At 54.2% G+C, this 14665-nt stretch carries 14 protein-coding genes; 11 read left to right on the forward strand and 3 right to left on the reverse strand.

From position 1 onward, the window contains the following. Window positions 1–337 precede the first annotated feature (337 nt). The 3 genes from FFI95_RS11895 to FFI95_RS11905 all read left to right on the forward strand — a co-directional run bounded on the left by FFI95_RS11895 (window position 338) and on the right by FFI95_RS11905 (window position 4657). The gene (locus FFI95_RS11895; RefSeq protein ID WP_246069506.1) at window positions 338–1849 is read left to right on the forward strand and encodes a fatty acyl-CoA reductase; all 1512 of its coding nucleotides are present in this window, start codon (window positions 338–340) and stop codon (window positions 1847–1849) included. Between the two features lie 152 nt (window positions 1850–2001). Next, window positions 2002–3951, forward strand: a complete 1950-nt coding sequence (gene acs, locus FFI95_RS11900; protein ID WP_144822827.1) for an acetate--CoA ligase — start codon at window positions 2002–2004, stop codon at window positions 3949–3951. A gap of 40 nt (window positions 3952–3991) precedes the next feature. Then, window positions 3992–4657 (forward strand): response regulator transcription factor, encoded by a 666-nt coding sequence (locus FFI95_RS11905; protein ID WP_144822829.1) that lies wholly within the window; start codon window positions 3992–3994, stop codon window positions 4655–4657. Window positions 4658–4678: 21 nt separating this feature from the next. Here FFI95_RS11905 and FFI95_RS11910 read toward each other — a convergent pair whose 3' ends face one another. Then, complete coding sequence (locus FFI95_RS11910) at window positions 4679–5662, reverse strand: D-2-hydroxyacid dehydrogenase (protein WP_144822831.1); 984 nt, start codon at window positions 5660–5662, stop codon at window positions 4679–4681. A 180-nt stretch (window positions 5663–5842) separates the two neighbouring features. Between FFI95_RS11910 and FFI95_RS11915 the strand changes: the two genes are divergently transcribed. Genes FFI95_RS11915 through FFI95_RS11925 form a run of 3 tightly spaced genes read left to right on the forward strand, consistent with a single transcriptional unit; the run spans window position 5843 to window position 7877 of the window. Next, window positions 5843–7069: a pyridoxal phosphate-dependent aminotransferase gene (locus FFI95_RS11915; RefSeq protein ID WP_144822833.1), complete on the forward strand. Its 1227-nt coding sequence runs from the start codon at window positions 5843–5845 to the stop codon at window positions 7067–7069. A 9-nt stretch (window positions 7070–7078) separates the two neighbouring features. Continuing rightward, a complete protein-coding gene (locus FFI95_RS11920; protein WP_144822835.1) occupies window positions 7079–7270 on the forward strand; it encodes a CPXCG motif-containing cysteine-rich protein in 192 nt (63 codons plus the stop codon). Window positions 7271–7304: 34 nt separating this feature from the next. Beyond that, complete coding sequence (locus FFI95_RS11925; RefSeq protein WP_144822837.1) at window positions 7305–7877, forward strand: YceB family lipoprotein; 573 nt, start codon at window positions 7305–7307, stop codon at window positions 7875–7877. A gap of 59 nt (window positions 7878–7936) precedes the next feature. On the opposite strand, the gene FFI95_RS11930 is transcribed toward FFI95_RS11925, so the two are convergent. Then, window positions 7937–9103 carry an isocitrate/isopropylmalate dehydrogenase family protein gene (locus FFI95_RS11930; protein WP_144822839.1) on the reverse strand — a complete coding sequence of 389 codons (1167 nt, stop codon included), beginning with the start codon at window positions 9101–9103 and terminating at the stop codon, window positions 7937–7939. A 183-nt stretch (window positions 9104–9286) separates the two neighbouring features. Between FFI95_RS11930 and FFI95_RS11935 the strand changes: the two genes are divergently transcribed. Next, complete coding sequence (locus FFI95_RS11935) at window positions 9287–9643, forward strand: hypothetical protein (protein ID WP_144822841.1); 357 nt, start codon at window positions 9287–9289, stop codon at window positions 9641–9643. Here the strand turns inward: FFI95_RS11935 and FFI95_RS11940 are convergent. Beyond that, window positions 9637–10530 carry a LysR family transcriptional regulator gene (locus FFI95_RS11940; RefSeq protein ID WP_144822843.1) on the reverse strand — a complete coding sequence of 298 codons (894 nt, stop codon included), beginning with the start codon at window positions 10528–10530 and terminating at the stop codon, window positions 9637–9639. The two genes, FFI95_RS11935 and FFI95_RS11940, sit on opposite strands and share 7 nt — an antisense overlap. 150 nt (window positions 10531–10680) lie before the next feature. Here FFI95_RS11940 and FFI95_RS11945 point away from each other — a divergent pair, with 150 nt between their 5' ends. From FFI95_RS11945 to FFI95_RS11960, 4 genes are all read left to right on the forward strand, one after another. Then, entirely contained in the window at window positions 10681–11892 is a 1212-nt protein-coding gene (locus FFI95_RS11945; RefSeq protein ID WP_144822845.1) for an acyl-CoA dehydrogenase family protein, read from the forward strand. Window positions 11893–12047: 155 nt separating this feature from the next. After that, window positions 12048–12884, forward strand: coding sequence for an SDR family oxidoreductase (locus tag FFI95_RS11950; RefSeq protein WP_144822847.1), 837 nt, complete (start codon window positions 12048–12050; stop codon window positions 12882–12884). A 20-nt stretch (window positions 12885–12904) separates the two neighbouring features. Beyond that, complete coding sequence (locus FFI95_RS11955; RefSeq protein WP_144822849.1) at window positions 12905–13969, forward strand: phosphotransferase family protein; 1065 nt, start codon at window positions 12905–12907, stop codon at window positions 13967–13969. After that, the gene (locus tag FFI95_RS11960) at window positions 13969–14658 is read left to right on the forward strand and encodes a histidine phosphatase family protein (RefSeq protein ID WP_144822851.1); all 690 of its coding nucleotides are present in this window, start codon (window positions 13969–13971) and stop codon (window positions 14656–14658) included. Before FFI95_RS11955 ends, FFI95_RS11960 begins: the two co-directional genes overlap by 1 nt. The last annotated feature ends 7 nt before the right edge of the window (window positions 14659–14665 follow it).

A 14665-nucleotide genomic window follows, 5' to 3' on the forward strand; every position in this document is an offset into this window, starting at 1 on the left:
CTGGCGACATCCGCTGGGCGTTTCAGTGGTCAATTTCTGGTATGCCTGAGCGTAGTAAACGGTGTGGTGGAAATATGTGCAGCAGTCCGCACTTTCGATACGTAATTTAACGCAACGCAACAGTTTGCTAACAGTATCAAATTTAATAATAGGGTTGTCCGACAATCCGGGGTGTGCCTTTTATTTTGGCATTTTATCGGTGCGGGGTGTGGCGTAGTGTTTTAATCTGGTTATGCAGTCCGTCACCGCAAAGGTGCGGAAAATGTGCAAGGATAGGGTACAGAAGGTGTCCATGAAATGGAGTGTTCAAATGATAACAAAAGCGACAGGAGCGGAGATGGCCTCCTCAACAGTTCTTGATCAGTTGCATGGTAAACATGTTCTGATTACAGGCACTACCGGGTTTCTGGGCAAGGTGGTGCTGGAAAAACTGATACGTTCGGTGCCGGACATCGGCGGCATTCACCTGTTAATACGCGGGAATCGCAAACACCCGGATGCTCACAGCCGTTTCCTTAACGACATTGCGGCCTCATCCGTGTTTGATCGCCTGCGTCAGGAGCATGGCGACGGGTTTGAGGCCTTGCTCGAGGCGCGGATACATTGTGTGACAGGGGAGGTTACCCAGCCGGGGTTTGGTCTGTCACCCGAGGCGCTGCAGAAGCTGGCAGGTACTGTTGATATTGTTATTAACTCTGCCGCGAGTGTTAATTTTCGTGAAGAGCTCGATAAAGCGTTGGCCATCAACACTCTGTGCCTGGAAAACATTGCAGGTCTGGCCCGCGAGAACCCGGAGCTTGCCGTTGTTCAGGTTTCAACCTGTTATGTAAACGGAAAGAATGCCGGCCAGGTTACGGAAACCGTGATCAAGCCAGAGGGGGAGGAGATCCTTCGCAGTCCGGCAGGCTATTATGAGGTGGAAGAGGTTATCCGGCTGCTTCAGGACAGTATTGCCGATATTCGCGCGCGGTACACAGGCAGAGCCCTGGAGCGTAAGCTGGTGGATCTGGGCATTCGTGAAGCAAATCGCTACGGCTGGAGTGACACCTATACGTTCACCAAGTGGCTGGGTGAACAGTTATTGATGAAGGCGTTGGAAGGCCGTGCGCTGACCATAGTGCGCCCGTCTATTATTGAAAGCGCCCTGGAGGAGCCGGCACCCGGCTGGGTTGAGGGAGTGAAGGTAGCAGATGCCATCATTTTGGCCTACGCCAGAGAAAAAGTATCCGTTTTTCCGGGAAAACGCTCAGGGATCATTGATGTCATCCCCGTGGACCTGGTTGCTAACACGATTATTCTTGCAGCATCCGAGGCGGTGAAGGAGCCGCCCCGACACCGGATCTATCAGTGCTGCAGCGGTAGTGTGAACCCCCTGTCGCTGGGTGAGTTTATCGATCACCTGATTACGGAGGCAAAAACCAATTACGCATCCTATGAACAACTTTTTTACCGTCGCCCGACCCGTCCTTTTATCGCAGTGAACCGGAGGCTGTTCGATGCTCTGGCAGGGGGTGTCCGCCTGCCACTGAGCGTAGCACGCCGTACGCTGAACCTGCTGGGTTATAATGGTGACTTAAAGATGTTACGCAATCTGGACACAACACGGGAGCTGGCAACGGTGTTTGGCTTCTACACGGCCCCGGATTATGTTTTTCGCAATGATGAGCTTCTGGCTCTGACCGAGCGCATGGGTGCGGTGGACAAGGCGTTGTTTCCGGTTAATGCTGGACAGATAGACTGGGCGGTGTATCTGCGCAAGATACACCTTGCGGGCCTGAACCGTTATGCGCTCAAGCCAAGAAAGAAGCGCCCGTCACAGCGTGGGTCGGGCGGGAAGCGGGCAGCCTGAGCGCGCAGGGCCTGGGTGCTAGGACGTTAGTCTAATTCATTGTGCGGTGGCGTGCATGTTGAACTACAGCTACATAGCCTCAGGGTGGAGACGCCCGAAAGTTCTGAAAATAACGCTAATAACAACAACAGACTCTGATCAAGGGGAATTCAATGACTCATAAAAATCTATATCCCGTAAGTCAGGAAGTAGCCCGGAGGGCCTTACTGAATCGCGAACAGTACGATGCCATGTACCGTCAGTCCATCGAGGATCCGGATGCTTTCTGGGGCGAGCATGGAAAGCGTATTGACTGGATCAAGCCCTATTCGAAGGTCAAAAACACCAGTTTCGATCCCAGCGATGTCTCTATTAAATGGTTTGAGGACGGTGAGCTGAACGCATCCGCTAACTGTCTTGACCGTCACCTTGAATCACGGGGGGATCAGACCGCTATTATCTTTGAAGGTGATGACCCTTCTGAATCCCGTCACGTTACGTATCGCGAATTGCATGAAGAGACCAGCAAGTTTGCCAACGTTCTGAAAAGTCTGGGTGTGAAGAAAGGCGATGTGGTAACCATCTACATGCCCATGATTGTTGAAACAGCCGTCGCTATGCTGGCCTGTGCGCGTATCGGTGCAATTCACTCTGTTGTCTTTGGCGGTTTTTCACCGGAAGCCCTGGGTGCGCGGGTGGTTAACGGCAAATCACGGTTTGTTGTTACTGCTGATGAGGGCCTCCGCGGGGGGCGTGCCATTCCCCTGAAAAAGAACGTGGACGCGGCCCTGAAAGACAGGGAAGGCGCAGACGTTGAAAAAGTTGTGGTTGTCACCCGCACAGGTAATGAGAGTGTGCCCTGGAATGAAGGCCGGGATGAGCGTTACGAAGAGCTGATGAAGTCGGCGTCCGCCGACTGTCCGCCGGAGCCCATGAATGCGGAAGACCCACTGTTCATGCTGTATACTTCCGGCTCGACCGGCGCCCCGAAAGGTGTGCTGCACACCACAGGTGGCTACATGGTGTATGTATCCATGACCCACGAATATGTATTTGATTACCATGAGGGTGATGTTTACTGGTGTACGGCGGATTTTGGCTGGGTAACCGGCCACAGCTACATTCTTTATGGCCCGCTCTGTAACGGTGCAACAACACTCTTGTTTGAGGGGGTTCCCAGTTATCCGGACAGCTCCCGTATGGGCCAGATTGTTGATAAGCATCAGGTAAATACTTTGTATACGGCACCGACGGCTATCCGGGCACTTATGGCTGAAGGCGAAGCCTGTATGAGTGGAACCACCCGTAGCAGCCTGAAGCTTCTGGGCTCTGTGGGTGAGCCCATTAACCCGGAAGCATGGGAGTGGTACCACCGGGTTGTTGGTAACAGCAGGTGCCCGATTGTGGATACCTGGTGGCAAACTGAAACTGGCGGCATTCTGATCTCACCCCTGCCGGGTGCGGTTGACCTGAAGCCAGGTTCTGCCACAGTGCCATTTTTCGGCGTAAAGCCAGGGGTGGTAGATAATGAAGGTAACCTGCTCGAAGGTAAGGCAGATGGCAACCTTGTGATTCTGGATAGCTGGCCAGGTCAGATGCGTACGATCTATGGTGACCATGACCGCTTTATCCGAACCTATTTCAGTGCTTACCCGGGCATGTACTTTACCGAAGACGGTGTGCGCCGGGATGAAGACGGTGATTACTGGATTACCGGCCGCGTCGATGATGTGCTCAATATATCCGGTCATCGTCTGGGTACCGCAGAGGTTGAAAGCGCTCTGGTGGCTCACGACAAGGTAGCCGAAGCCGCTGTTGTTGGCTTCCCCCATGAAATCAAGGGGCAGGGCTTGTATGTCTACGTGACTCTGATGCAGGGTGAAGAACCCTCTGATGAGCTCAAAAAAGAGCTGATACAATGGGTTCGTAAAGAAATTGGCCCGATAGCCTCTCCGGATGTCATTCAGTGGACCCCGGGCATGCCCAAGACACGATCAGGCAAGATTATGCGCCGGATTCTGCGTAAGATTGCCGCTAACGAGTACGACCAGTTGGGGGATACCTCTACGCTTGCAGACCCGGGTGTGGTGGATGAGCTCATCAGTAGTCGTGAGTTCAAATAAGGCCTGACAACAGGCCGAAAACCTGTGAGGAAACCGATTAATGACACAAACAATTATCGTCGCTGATGATCACCCGCTCTTTCGGGCTGCCCTGAAACAGGCGGTCAGTCAGGCGGTGCCTGATGCCGAGACCGTCGAGGTCGACAGCATCAAGGCACTCCAGGCGTCGGTAGATTCGCACCCGGATGCAGATCTGGTTCTTCTGGATCTCAACATGCCGGGTGCCCACGGCTTTTCCGGGCTGGTGTTCATGCGTGGACAGTACCCGGGACTGCCGGTAGTGGTTGTGTCTGGCTCGGAAGAGTTACAGGTGATGCGGCGCTCAATCGACTACGGGGCGTCTGGCTTTATTCCAAAGTCGGCGCCTCTGCCTGCCATTACCGATGCAATACGCGCCGTTCTTGAGGGCGATGTCTGGCTGCCTGAAGGTGTGGCAGACAAGCTGGAACAAATGCAGGCGGATAGCACCGATTTTTCCGAGAAGCTGGCCTCTCTGACCCCTCAGCAGTTCCGCGTGCTTGGAATGCTGGCGGAAGGGCTTCTGAACAAACAGATTGCCTACGATCTGGATGTTTCAGAGGCAACCATCAAAGCTCACATTACGGCCGTATTCCGTAAACTTGGTGTGCGCAACCGGACCCAGGCGGTCATCGCAATACAGCAGATGGAAATCGATCCGTCTGATCAGTCTTTGTCCGGAAACTGACAACAGATCAGCTTCCGGATATCATTTGCGCCCGGCATACCCCAGTTTTTTGTCAACCTGGTTAAATAGCTCGTCGCCATTGCGCCAGTGGTCCAGGTTTTCAAGGAACTGGTCTGTCAGTGCGCGCTTCCAGCCGATAAAATCGCCGGCCATGTGCGCAGTCATGATGACATTCTCCATGTCCCACAGAGGGTGACTTTCGGGTAGCGGTTCTTCCTCAAACACATCCAGGCCGGCGCCTGCGATTTCTTTGTTCTCCAGCGCAGCAATAAGATCTTCTGTATTAACAATCGGGCCGCGGCCAATATTGATCAGGCGGGCCTTTTTCTTCATGGCTTTGTAAGCCTTTGCGTCAAACAGTCCTTCTGTCTGCGCTGTCAGTGGCGCGGCAATAACCACGTAATCTGCGTGCCCGAGCTGGTCATACAACTCATCGTTGCCATGAACGGCAACAAAGTCGGGGTCGTCTTCACGGGCGGTTCTGGCGATACCATGGGGTTCCATGCCCGCAGCAGCCACAAGACGGGCAATCTGGCGGCCTATAGAGCCGGCACCGACCACCAGAACCTGCTTGCCCTCAACCCGCTCTGTATCTCTGTGTTTCCACTTGTGTTGTGTCTGCAGGCGGACTGAATTGGGGAAGTCCTTGGCAAACATCAGGATAGAGCACAGGACATATTCGGCAATTGCCCGGTCGAAAATACCTCTGGCGTTGGTCACTAAAACGTCACTTTCAGTCAGGGCGGGGAACATCAGGGCGTCTACACCGGCGCTGGTCGCATGTATCCACTTAAGCCTGTCCGCGCAGCCCCAGGCAGATTCAAGGGCTTCGGTGCGAAAGTCGGTTACCATCATAATGTCAGTACCAGGCAGGGTGCTGCGCAGGGTAGCTTCATCGCTGGCAAAACGCACTTCAGCGCGGGATTTGAGAGCGTCTGTTCCTGGTGGTGCCTGTTCATCGGGTGCGGTAAGAACGGTTATCACAGGGTTGTTGAACTGAGACATTGAACCTCCGCCTGGGTGGGTAAAAAGATACCCCTAGTCTGGTTCGCAGGCGCCGGCAGGTCAACTTAAACCTGGTCGGCTTGAGGTATGCGTCCGGGGCCACTTGTACGCCCCGGTTATTCTGTCTAGTCTGCATGAGTAGGTGATTGTCGTCCCCGATTCCCTTTGCAGGAGGTTGTTATGGCAAACATTACCAACAATAATGCCGGCCCGGATAAATCACGCAAAGTGAAGTATCGTAAAGCCAAGGCTAGTTGGAACCCGGCCATGCAGGCGATTCCGGTTCCGGGAATTCGTCGTATGGTTAATATGGCCGCCACCATGAAAGATGTTATCCATCTTTCTATCGGGCAGCCTGACCTGCCAACCCCCAAGCACATCATTGATGCGTACATTGATGCTCTGAACGCAGGCCAGACGGGCTATACAATGGATGCGGGGCTGCCCGAACTGCTGGTGGCACTGAGGGACTATTACAGCAAGCGCTATAACCGCAAACTCACCCGGGATAATATTCTGGTGACCAGCGGAGCGACTGAGGCCATGTACCTCGCCATTTCAGCAACGGCGGCACCCGGGCGGCAGTTCATCGTGACTGACCCTTCCTTTCTGCTGTATGCACCGCTGATCCGGATGAATGGCGGAGAAGTCAAATACGTGCCCACCAGAGCCGAAAATGACCATCAGCTTGATCCTGATGAAGTCATCCGTGCTATGGGGTCACGCACATTTGCCCTGATCCTCAACAACCCGAACAACCCGACGGGCGCGGTTTACCCTCGCAGCACAGTGGAAACCATTCTGGAAGAGTGTGCATATCGGGGTATTCAGGTATACGCCGATGAAGTCTACGACCACCTTATTTTTGACGACGATGATTTTGCCAGTGTGCTGAACTGCTCGATGGACCTGGATAACATCATGTGTATCAGTAGTTTTTCCAAGACCTACAGTATGGCCGGGCTGCGTATTGGCTGGGTGATTTCCAGCCAGGCAGCCATTAAATCCCTGCGGCGCTACCATATGTTTACGACGTCGGTTGCCAATACGCCGTCCCAGTTTGCCGGGGTGGCAGCACTGACCTGGAACCAGGAGTGTGTCCAGGACATGGTGAATATCTATCGGGAACGTCGGGACAAGGTTGTAGAGCTGATTGATCAGACGCCTTATATGACCGGATACAAGCCCGGAGGCGCCTTTTTTGCCTTTCCGGATCTGCCGCCTCATGTGGATGGCTCGGATCTGGCTCTGCGAATGCTGAAGGAGACGGGTGTGTGTGTTGTGCCCGGAGATGCGTTTGGTGACAACTGCACTAACGCTATTCGTATCAGTTTTTCAACAACGTGTGAGAAACTGGAGGCCGCGTTCGACCGCATCATCCCGTGGATGGCCAAACAACAGTTCTGAGGAGTGCTTATGGCAGCTCTGGATTCAGTACTTATCCAGTGCCCTTACTGCTGGGAGACACTGGATATCAGCGTCGACCCGTCGGTATCGGAGCAGGAATATGTAGAAGATTGCCAGGTATGCTGCCAGCCCATTCTATTGCGGGTCATTTTCGACGATAATCTAACCCCGTATGTAGAAGCCCGGGCTGAAAATGAGTAATTGGCCAGGCGCCTGATGAATGGAGAAAGTTTTGATGCAAAAGCGATATTTCAATGGCTTGTGGTGCCTGGTCTTACTGGCTACTGTTTTGGCCAGTGGCTGTGCGAGCCTGTCCCCGTACGCAATCTCGGAAGGTGAGCTGGAACGCCACCTGCAGGACCTGGTCAGTGACTATGACCGCACTCAGCTGAAAAACGGCTCGCCGCTCAGCCTTAGCCTGGATGATGCCAACGTTACTCTGGGGCCGGACGGCCGTGATGTTGCCGTTATTGATGTGAAAGGCCAGGTTGCGCTGAATGCGCTGATGTCAAAGCTCCCTGTTGATATAGCCATGAAGGTTGAGGGGGCCCCGGTTTATGACAGTAAAGAAAAGGCGGTCTATATCCGCAGGCTAAAGCTGCTTGAAAGCAGCGTGGATGCAGGTTTCTTTAAAGGCGACCTCGCGCCGGTCAGCGAGAATGTCATGCGGGTTCTCGCACAGATGCTTGAAACCATGCCGGTTTACCGTCTGGATGAAACCAGTACCGCTCAGCGCATGTTCGGCATGGTACCCATGGATATTCGTGTAGCGCCCGGGCGTCTTGAATTTGTAATGGCCGACGACTAAGCAGCTACGGTTAAAGCAGGGCCGGGAACCGTGTGCCGGCTCTGCTTTTCCTGTCCCGTTTAGCCGGCTATCTGTTGGCAGATGGCTTCGCCGATTTCCCGGGTTCTGCGTTGTTTTCCGGCGTTCTCTTTCAGGTCTGCGGCAACCGTGCTGTACAGCTCTTTCCCGGCCGCAGCCATAACCGGGTCTTTGCGTCCCAGCCATTGCAGCATACGAGCCGTGGTAAACAGCATGGCGGTCGGGTCTGCCAGGCCTTGACCTGCGATGTCCGGCGCACTTCCGTGAGTCGGCTCAAACATGGAAGGCATTCCCGTGTCACTGGGGTTCAGGTTGCAGGAAGGCGCAACGCCCATGCCTCCGGATAACACGGCCGCCAGGTCCGTAAGAATGTCACCCTGCAGGTTGCTGGCGACCACGACATCAAATGCCCACGGGTTTTGTACAAATTTCATGCAGGCAGCATCGACCAGTTCATGATGGATGGCAACATCTGCGTACTCTTTCCTGATTTCCTCAAAGGCTTCTGTGTACATATCGCCCCAGTAACGCAGGGCGTTACGCTTGGTGACCAGGCATACCTGGCTCTCAAAAGCCTGTGTGTCCCGGTTGCCATCAAGTGAGCGGAAGCTTCGGGTCCGTCCTTCTTTTACCCGCTCTGCTGCCCGGGCGCGTGCCTGCTCAAACCCGTAACGAATGATCCTGTCGGTGGCCCTGCGCGTGAACACCTCCATCTGGGTTGCCACCTCGTCCTCCGTACCTTTGCGCAACCGGCCGCCCTGGCTTACGTACTCACCTTCCGAATTTTCCCGGATCACCAGCATGTCTATGTCTTTTGCGCGCTCATCGGCGAGGTATTGCCGCGCTCCGGGTAACAGGCGAGCCGGACGTTCGCAGACCCATTGGTCGAAGCCTTTACGCATTTCCAGTAAAGGCGCCAGGGATACGCTGTCTGACAACAGATACCGGTCCGGGTCATCAAGAGGGCCCGGATCACCCAGCGCACCCAGAAGGATGGCATCATAGTGACGGAGCTGGTCAAGGGCATCATCGGGCATGGATTCGCCATGCTTCTGGTGCCATGTGTGTGAAGGCCAGGGAAAGCGGGTCCATTCCAGCGCCAGGTTGTGCTTTGTGCGAAGAACCTCCAGGCAGCGTAATGCCTCCTCTACGACTTCCGGGCCAACGCCGTCGCCCGGGGTTACTGCAATACGGGTTGTTTCGGCCATCAGAGAGACTCCTTTGCAAATGGACTCGAGGATATCACCCATCCAGTTTAGTCACAGGAGCATAGTACGCCACCGATGAGCTCATAAAGTCGTTTTACCCGTCTGGGCGCTGGCGCTATAGTGTTGATTGTAATCGGTGCTTCGCGGTAGCTGTTGAATTTACCCACTGAATGGACGGTGCTTTTGTTTTATCGACTTATAAGTATTATTGGTGGTCTGATCTTTGTTGCAGTCCTGTTCGCTCTGGTGTGGTTCTTTTGCCGGAAATTTCTGGAACATCATGGGGTTCAGCAGAATCTGAGTGATCGCACCATGGTGCTGGCCACCTGGACATTTGCCGGCATCAGTGTAGGGCTGGTGTTTGCAGTAGCAGGGGCCTTTGTTCTGGGCCCATGGGCATTTTACCGTACGCTTCGTGGCCATGGAGTACCTGTGTCAGATGGTGCTGCTGTCTGGTGGGGCTTTGCTATTGTTGTCGCCTCACTGGGGCTCACTGCATTGGGTTTCTTCGGTTTCCTGGTTGCGGTGGGGGCTTACTGAATCTTTCTGAGCTGTTGCCGAAACCATGTCAACGCCGGCTCCTGGTCATAAGCCTTGTGCCAGTACAGGTGCACATCCAGTGAGGGCAGGTCAGCCGGAGGGTCCATGATGGTAATATCTGCCCGCTCCGAGATTATTCTGGCATAGGTTTCCGGCATAGTGAGCAAAAGATCCGTCGCTTCCACAACTCTGCAGGCGGCGTAGTAATGCTGACACCGCAGGCGGATGTCGCGCTGAACTCCCAGGCGTGATAATTCAAAATCCTCAAGTCCAGGCCCCTCAGTACGCGAGGAAACCAGCACATGCTGTGCCGAAAGATACCCTTCCATTGTCAGTGCCCGGGCAGCCAGCGTATGGCTGCTGCGGGCCAGAACCACAAGCCTGTCCTGCCTTAACAGTTCATGGGATGTCTGGCTGCTGACCGGCAGCAGAACATCAACAGCAAAGTCCAGTTTGCCGGCCGCGAGCTGAGTCTCCATGTCTCTCCGGGGTGTGCGCCGGCTTACAATCTCCAGCTCCGGATAAGGCGCGAGCCGTTGCATCAGTTGCGGTAAAAATGTTGACTCCAGAACATCCCGCAACCCCAGTGAATAGGTTTTGCGCTGGCTGGCCGGATCAAATGCGTGAAACTGATTAACCGCTCCCTGGATCTGATTAAGTCCCGGTTTCATGGATTCAAGGAAACGGCGGGCCAGAGGGGTCGGAACCATTTCGTTGCCCCGACGGATAAACAACGGGTCATCAAAGTGCTCCCGAAGGCGCGACAGAGAGTGGCTGACCGCGGGCTGGGTCAGGTGCAGAGCTTTTGCCGCACGAGTCAGGCTACCTTCGCGGTATATTGTGTCAAAAACGTGAAGAAGGTTGAGGTCCAGGCGTGTCCCGCTCATAGTCAGTATGCTCGTTGTGGATCAGTATCTCTAATAGTAAACGATAAGAATAATTCAGTCGCGTAATAGTTGGTGTAACCGTAGACTGTTTCTGACGTGCTTGCGAGCACCGCACCGGTTTTGCCATCCAGATTATGCGAGGGTTTTGCAATGGATTTTAATATCTCCGAAAAAGGCCAGGATTATCTCAGCCGAGTAAAAGCATTTATGGCGGAAGAAATTTTTCCGGTTGAGGCTCAGTACCACGAAGAACTGGCTTCCCTTGAAAACCGCTGGGTCGTTTTACCCGTGATCAGGGAATTAAAGGAGAAAGCCAAAGCCCAGGGACTCTGGAACATGTTCTTCCCGGACGAAAAGTATGGTTGTGGCCTGCTTAACTCCGATTATGCGCTGATTGCCGAAGAAACAGGGCGTAGCTTTATCGCACCGGAGATCTTTAACTGTAATGCGCCGGATACCGGTAACATGGAAGTGCTTATTCATTATGGCTCGGAAGAGCAGAAAGCCAAGTGGTTGCCACGTCTGCTCAGTGGTGAAATTCGCTCCGCGTTCTGCATGACCGAGCCGGCAGTTGCATCATCGGATGCAACAACCATGGAAGCGACTGCAATCGTTGAAGGTGATGAAGTAGTGCTGAATGGCCGAAAATGGTGGAGCACCGGCATTGGTCATCCTGACTGCAAGGTTGCTATTTTCATGGGATTGTCCGACCCGGACGCCCACAAGCATCGCCGCCATTCCATGGTTCTGGTCCCGCTCGATACACCCGGGGTTAAGATTGAGCGTATGGTTCCCGTATTTGGAGAGTATGATGAACCCCATGGCCATGGCCAGGTACTGTTCGATAACGTACGCCTGCCCAAAAGCGCCTTTATAGCCGGCCCGGGGCGTGGTTTCGAGATAGCTCAGGGGCGTTTGGGGCCGGGCCGCGTACACCACTGTATGCGGGCAATCGGAGCCGCTGAGCGGACGCTTGAGCTTCTGGTCAGGCGGGCGATGAGTCGTGAGGCGTTCGGGCGCCCGCTGGCCAAGCTGGGTGGCAATCCGGATATTATTGCCAATGCCCGCATGTCCATTGAGCAGGCGCGTCTGCTGACACTGAAGTGTGCCTGGGCCCTGGATACCAAAGGCATTGCGGGTGCAATTCAGGAAGTTGCCATGATCAAAGCATTGATTCCTAATATGCTTCAAACCATAGTAGATCAGGCGATCCAGATTCACGGTGGTGCCGGTGTGAGCGATGACGACTTCCCGCTGACCCAGCTGTTTGCCTATGCACGTGTGCTGCGTTTGGCCGATGGCCCGGATGAGGTGCATCGGGGAACGGTTGCACGTCTTGAGTTACGCAAGTATAAAAACTGAAGGTGTTGCTGAAACACGCTCCTTGCGGCACATCCATGTGACGCTTGGGCTCCGCCATCTATGGCTCCGCACAGTTTCAGCAACACCTTTCCGCCGGCTCCATCATACTGAGCGAGTCGGCTTCGGATTATTAATAACAAACAACGGACAATCACATGACACAAAGAGTATTTGTAACAGGCGGCGCCAGCGGCCTTGGCCGGGCCATTGCACTTTGTTATGCCAGAAATGGCGCCAGGGTCTGCATCGGGGATATAAACCCCGAACAGGGTGTTGGTGTTGAACAGGAAATCAACCAGGCCGGGGGCGAGGGGTACTTTGTTGAGTGTGATGTCCGGCGGCTGACGGACCTGGAGCATATCTGTGCGGATCTCACCGAAAAGTGGGGTGGCGTGGATGTTGTGGTAAACAACGCCGGTGTGGCTTCAGCAGGCTCCATTGAAGACACGACCATGGCTGATTGGGAATGGATTATTGACATCAACATTCTGGGTGTTGTCCGGGGTTGCAAGGCGTTTACACCCCAATTCAAGAAGCAGGGTTCAGGTGCATTTGTGAACATTGCTTCCATGGCTGGCCTGATGCTGGCGCCATTGATGGATAGCTATAATGTCTCCAAGGCGGGTGTTATCGCCTTGTCAGAGACCTTGCGGCAAGAGTTGCGGGGTGATGGCATCCATGTCAGCTGCGTGTGCCCGGCCTTTTTCCAGACCAACCTGACCAGCAGTATGCGCTCAGACCTTCCGGGCATTCAGCAAAATGTAAACAAGCTGATGAAGCGCTCAACCATATCGGCGGATCATATCGCAGAAGATATCGCACGCTCCGTGAAAAACAGGGATTTTTGGGTATTGCCCCATGTAAAAGAGCGGCGCCTGTGGGTATTGAAACGCTATGCGCCCTGGGCATTCGACAAGCTGATGTACGAGGAAAGCAAGCGCTGGATGAAAAAGATGAGTGGCAAGAAGCTATCGGCTTCCGCCAGATCCTGAAAGTAAAAGGAGAGCCATAAATGAGTCAGATTGATCAGGCCGAAGCGATCCGCGAAGGTGAGGAACTGGACCTTGCAGCGGTCGATCGGTTTATGAAGAGTGCCATTCCGGGACTGGCCGGTGAGCCGGCGATTCGCCAGTACCCCGGGGGTGCTTCCAACCTGACCTATCAGGTGGACTATGGCGACCGCTCGTTTGTTCTGCGTCGCCCACCGTTCGGTAAAATTGCAAAGTCGGCCCACGACATGCTTCGAGAAGCGAAGGTGATGCAGGCGCTCAAGCCTGTATACCCTTACGTGCCCCATATTATCGCCACTTGTGATGATCATGACGTGCTTGGGTGTGATTTTTATGTAATGGAACGAATGAAGGGCATCATCCTGCGCCAGGACTTCCCTGAAGATCTGGAGCTGAGTGAAGCGGATACACGTAAGCTGTGCCTGAACGTGATCGACAAGCTGGTGGACCTGCACCGCGTGGATGCCAGGGCGGCAGGGCTTGATACCCTGGGCAAAGGTGAAGGGTATGTCCAGCGCCAGATTGGTGGCTGGAGTGACCGCTTCCGCAAGGCTCGTACCGACGACGTCGGTGATTTCGAGGCGGTTATAGCATGGCTGAATGAGAAAATGCCTGCTGATATTGCCCAGGTTGTGATTCATAACGATTTTCGTTTCGACAACGTTGTGCTGAATCCGGACAACCCCTTTGAGGTGATCGGGGTGCTGGATTGGGAAATGGCAACCATTGGTGACCCCCTTATGGATCTGGGCAACACGCTTGCCTACTGGGTTGAAGCCGATGATGAAGGCCCGTTCCAGATGTTGCGCCGGCAGCCCACTCATCGCCCTGGCATGCTTACTCGCAAAGAAGTGGTGGATTATTACATGGAAAAATCAGGTTTCCGGGCGGATAACTTTGATTTCTATGAGATCTACGGGCTGTTCAGGCTGGCGGTTATTATTCAGCAGATCTACTACCGTTTTTATCACGGTCAGACCAGTGACAAGCGGTTTGCGATGTTTGGTCATGCAGCCAATTATCTTGAAAAGCGGTGTCAAAGACTGATTTCGGAGAGCTCCCTGTAATGGCTAAGGTGTATCTTGTGCGCCATGGCCAGGCCAGCTTTGGCAAAGAGAACTACGATCAGCTATCTCCAAGAGGCTGGGAGCAGGGCAGGGTTCTGGGCCGCTGGATGGCGGATAAGGATGAGCCGGCGGCCATTTTTGGTGGTGACTTGCAGCGTCACCGGGAGACGGTTGAGGCCATTGCAGCCGGCTTTGGCTCGCAACTTCCGGATATGCAAGTGGCTCCGGGATTCAATGAATTCGATCATGTTTCTGTTGTCAGCCGTTATCGGCCGGAGTGGAGTGACCGGGAGGTTATGGCAAGAGACCTGGCAGCATTTCCTAAGCCGGCCGCCGCTTTCCAGCAGGCGTTTGTTAAAGCCGTCCGTCGCTGGGCCTCCGGGGACTACGATACGGAATACAGCGAAACCTGGCGTGACTTTCAAACCCGGGTGCTCACAGCATTTGAGGAAATGATTGAGTATGCAGACGGTGGCGATGTGCTGGTGTCGACGTCCGGCGGTCCCATTGCGGTGGTGTGTCAGTACCTTCTGGGGATTAACGACGAGCGGACGTTAGGCCTGAACGAGGTAATAGCAAACACCAGCGTTACCCGGGTTCTTTATTCCGCTGGTCGTCGCAGCCTGTCTGTATTTAATAACTACAGCCATCTGGAAGCGGAAGACCCCGCTCTGGTAACGTTTCGATAATAAAACT

The organism is Marinobacter piscis (genome assembly GCF_007671655.1).
Taxonomy (GTDB): Bacteria; Pseudomonadota; Gammaproteobacteria; order Pseudomonadales; family Oleiphilaceae; genus Marinobacter; species Marinobacter piscensis.

Coding starts and splice junctions, on each gene's coding strand:
- FFI95_RS11930 (WP_144822839.1), bottom strand. CDS start 9,103: ATGGCCGAAACAACCCGTATTGCAGTAACCCCGGGCGACGGCGTTGGC.
- acs (WP_144822827.1), top strand. CDS start 2,002: ATGACTCATAAAAATCTATATCCCGTAAGTCAGGAAGTAGCCCGGAGG.
- FFI95_RS11905 (WP_144822829.1), top strand. CDS start 3,992: ATGACACAAACAATTATCGTCGCTGATGATCACCCGCTCTTTCGGGCT.
- FFI95_RS11895 (WP_246069506.1), top strand. CDS start 338: ATGGCCTCCTCAACAGTTCTTGATCAGTTGCATGGTAAACATGTTCTG.
- FFI95_RS11950 (WP_144822847.1), top strand. CDS start 12,048: ATGACACAAAGAGTATTTGTAACAGGCGGCGCCAGCGGCCTTGGCCGG.
- FFI95_RS11945 (WP_144822845.1), top strand. CDS start 10,681: ATGGATTTTAATATCTCCGAAAAAGGCCAGGATTATCTCAGCCGAGTA.
- FFI95_RS11925 (WP_144822837.1), top strand. CDS start 7,305: ATGCAAAAGCGATATTTCAATGGCTTGTGGTGCCTGGTCTTACTGGCT.
- FFI95_RS11910 (WP_144822831.1), bottom strand. CDS start 5,662: ATGTCTCAGTTCAACAACCCTGTGATAACCGTTCTTACCGCACCCGAT.
- FFI95_RS11940 (WP_144822843.1), bottom strand. CDS start 10,530: ATGAGCGGGACACGCCTGGACCTCAACCTTCTTCACGTTTTTGACACA.
- FFI95_RS11915 (WP_144822833.1), top strand. CDS start 5,843: ATGGCAAACATTACCAACAATAATGCCGGCCCGGATAAATCACGCAAA.
- FFI95_RS11960 (WP_144822851.1), top strand. CDS start 13,969: ATGGCTAAGGTGTATCTTGTGCGCCATGGCCAGGCCAGCTTTGGCAAA.
- FFI95_RS11920 (WP_144822835.1), top strand. CDS start 7,079: ATGGCAGCTCTGGATTCAGTACTTATCCAGTGCCCTTACTGCTGGGAG.
- FFI95_RS11955 (WP_144822849.1), top strand. CDS start 12,905: ATGAGTCAGATTGATCAGGCCGAAGCGATCCGCGAAGGTGAGGAACTG.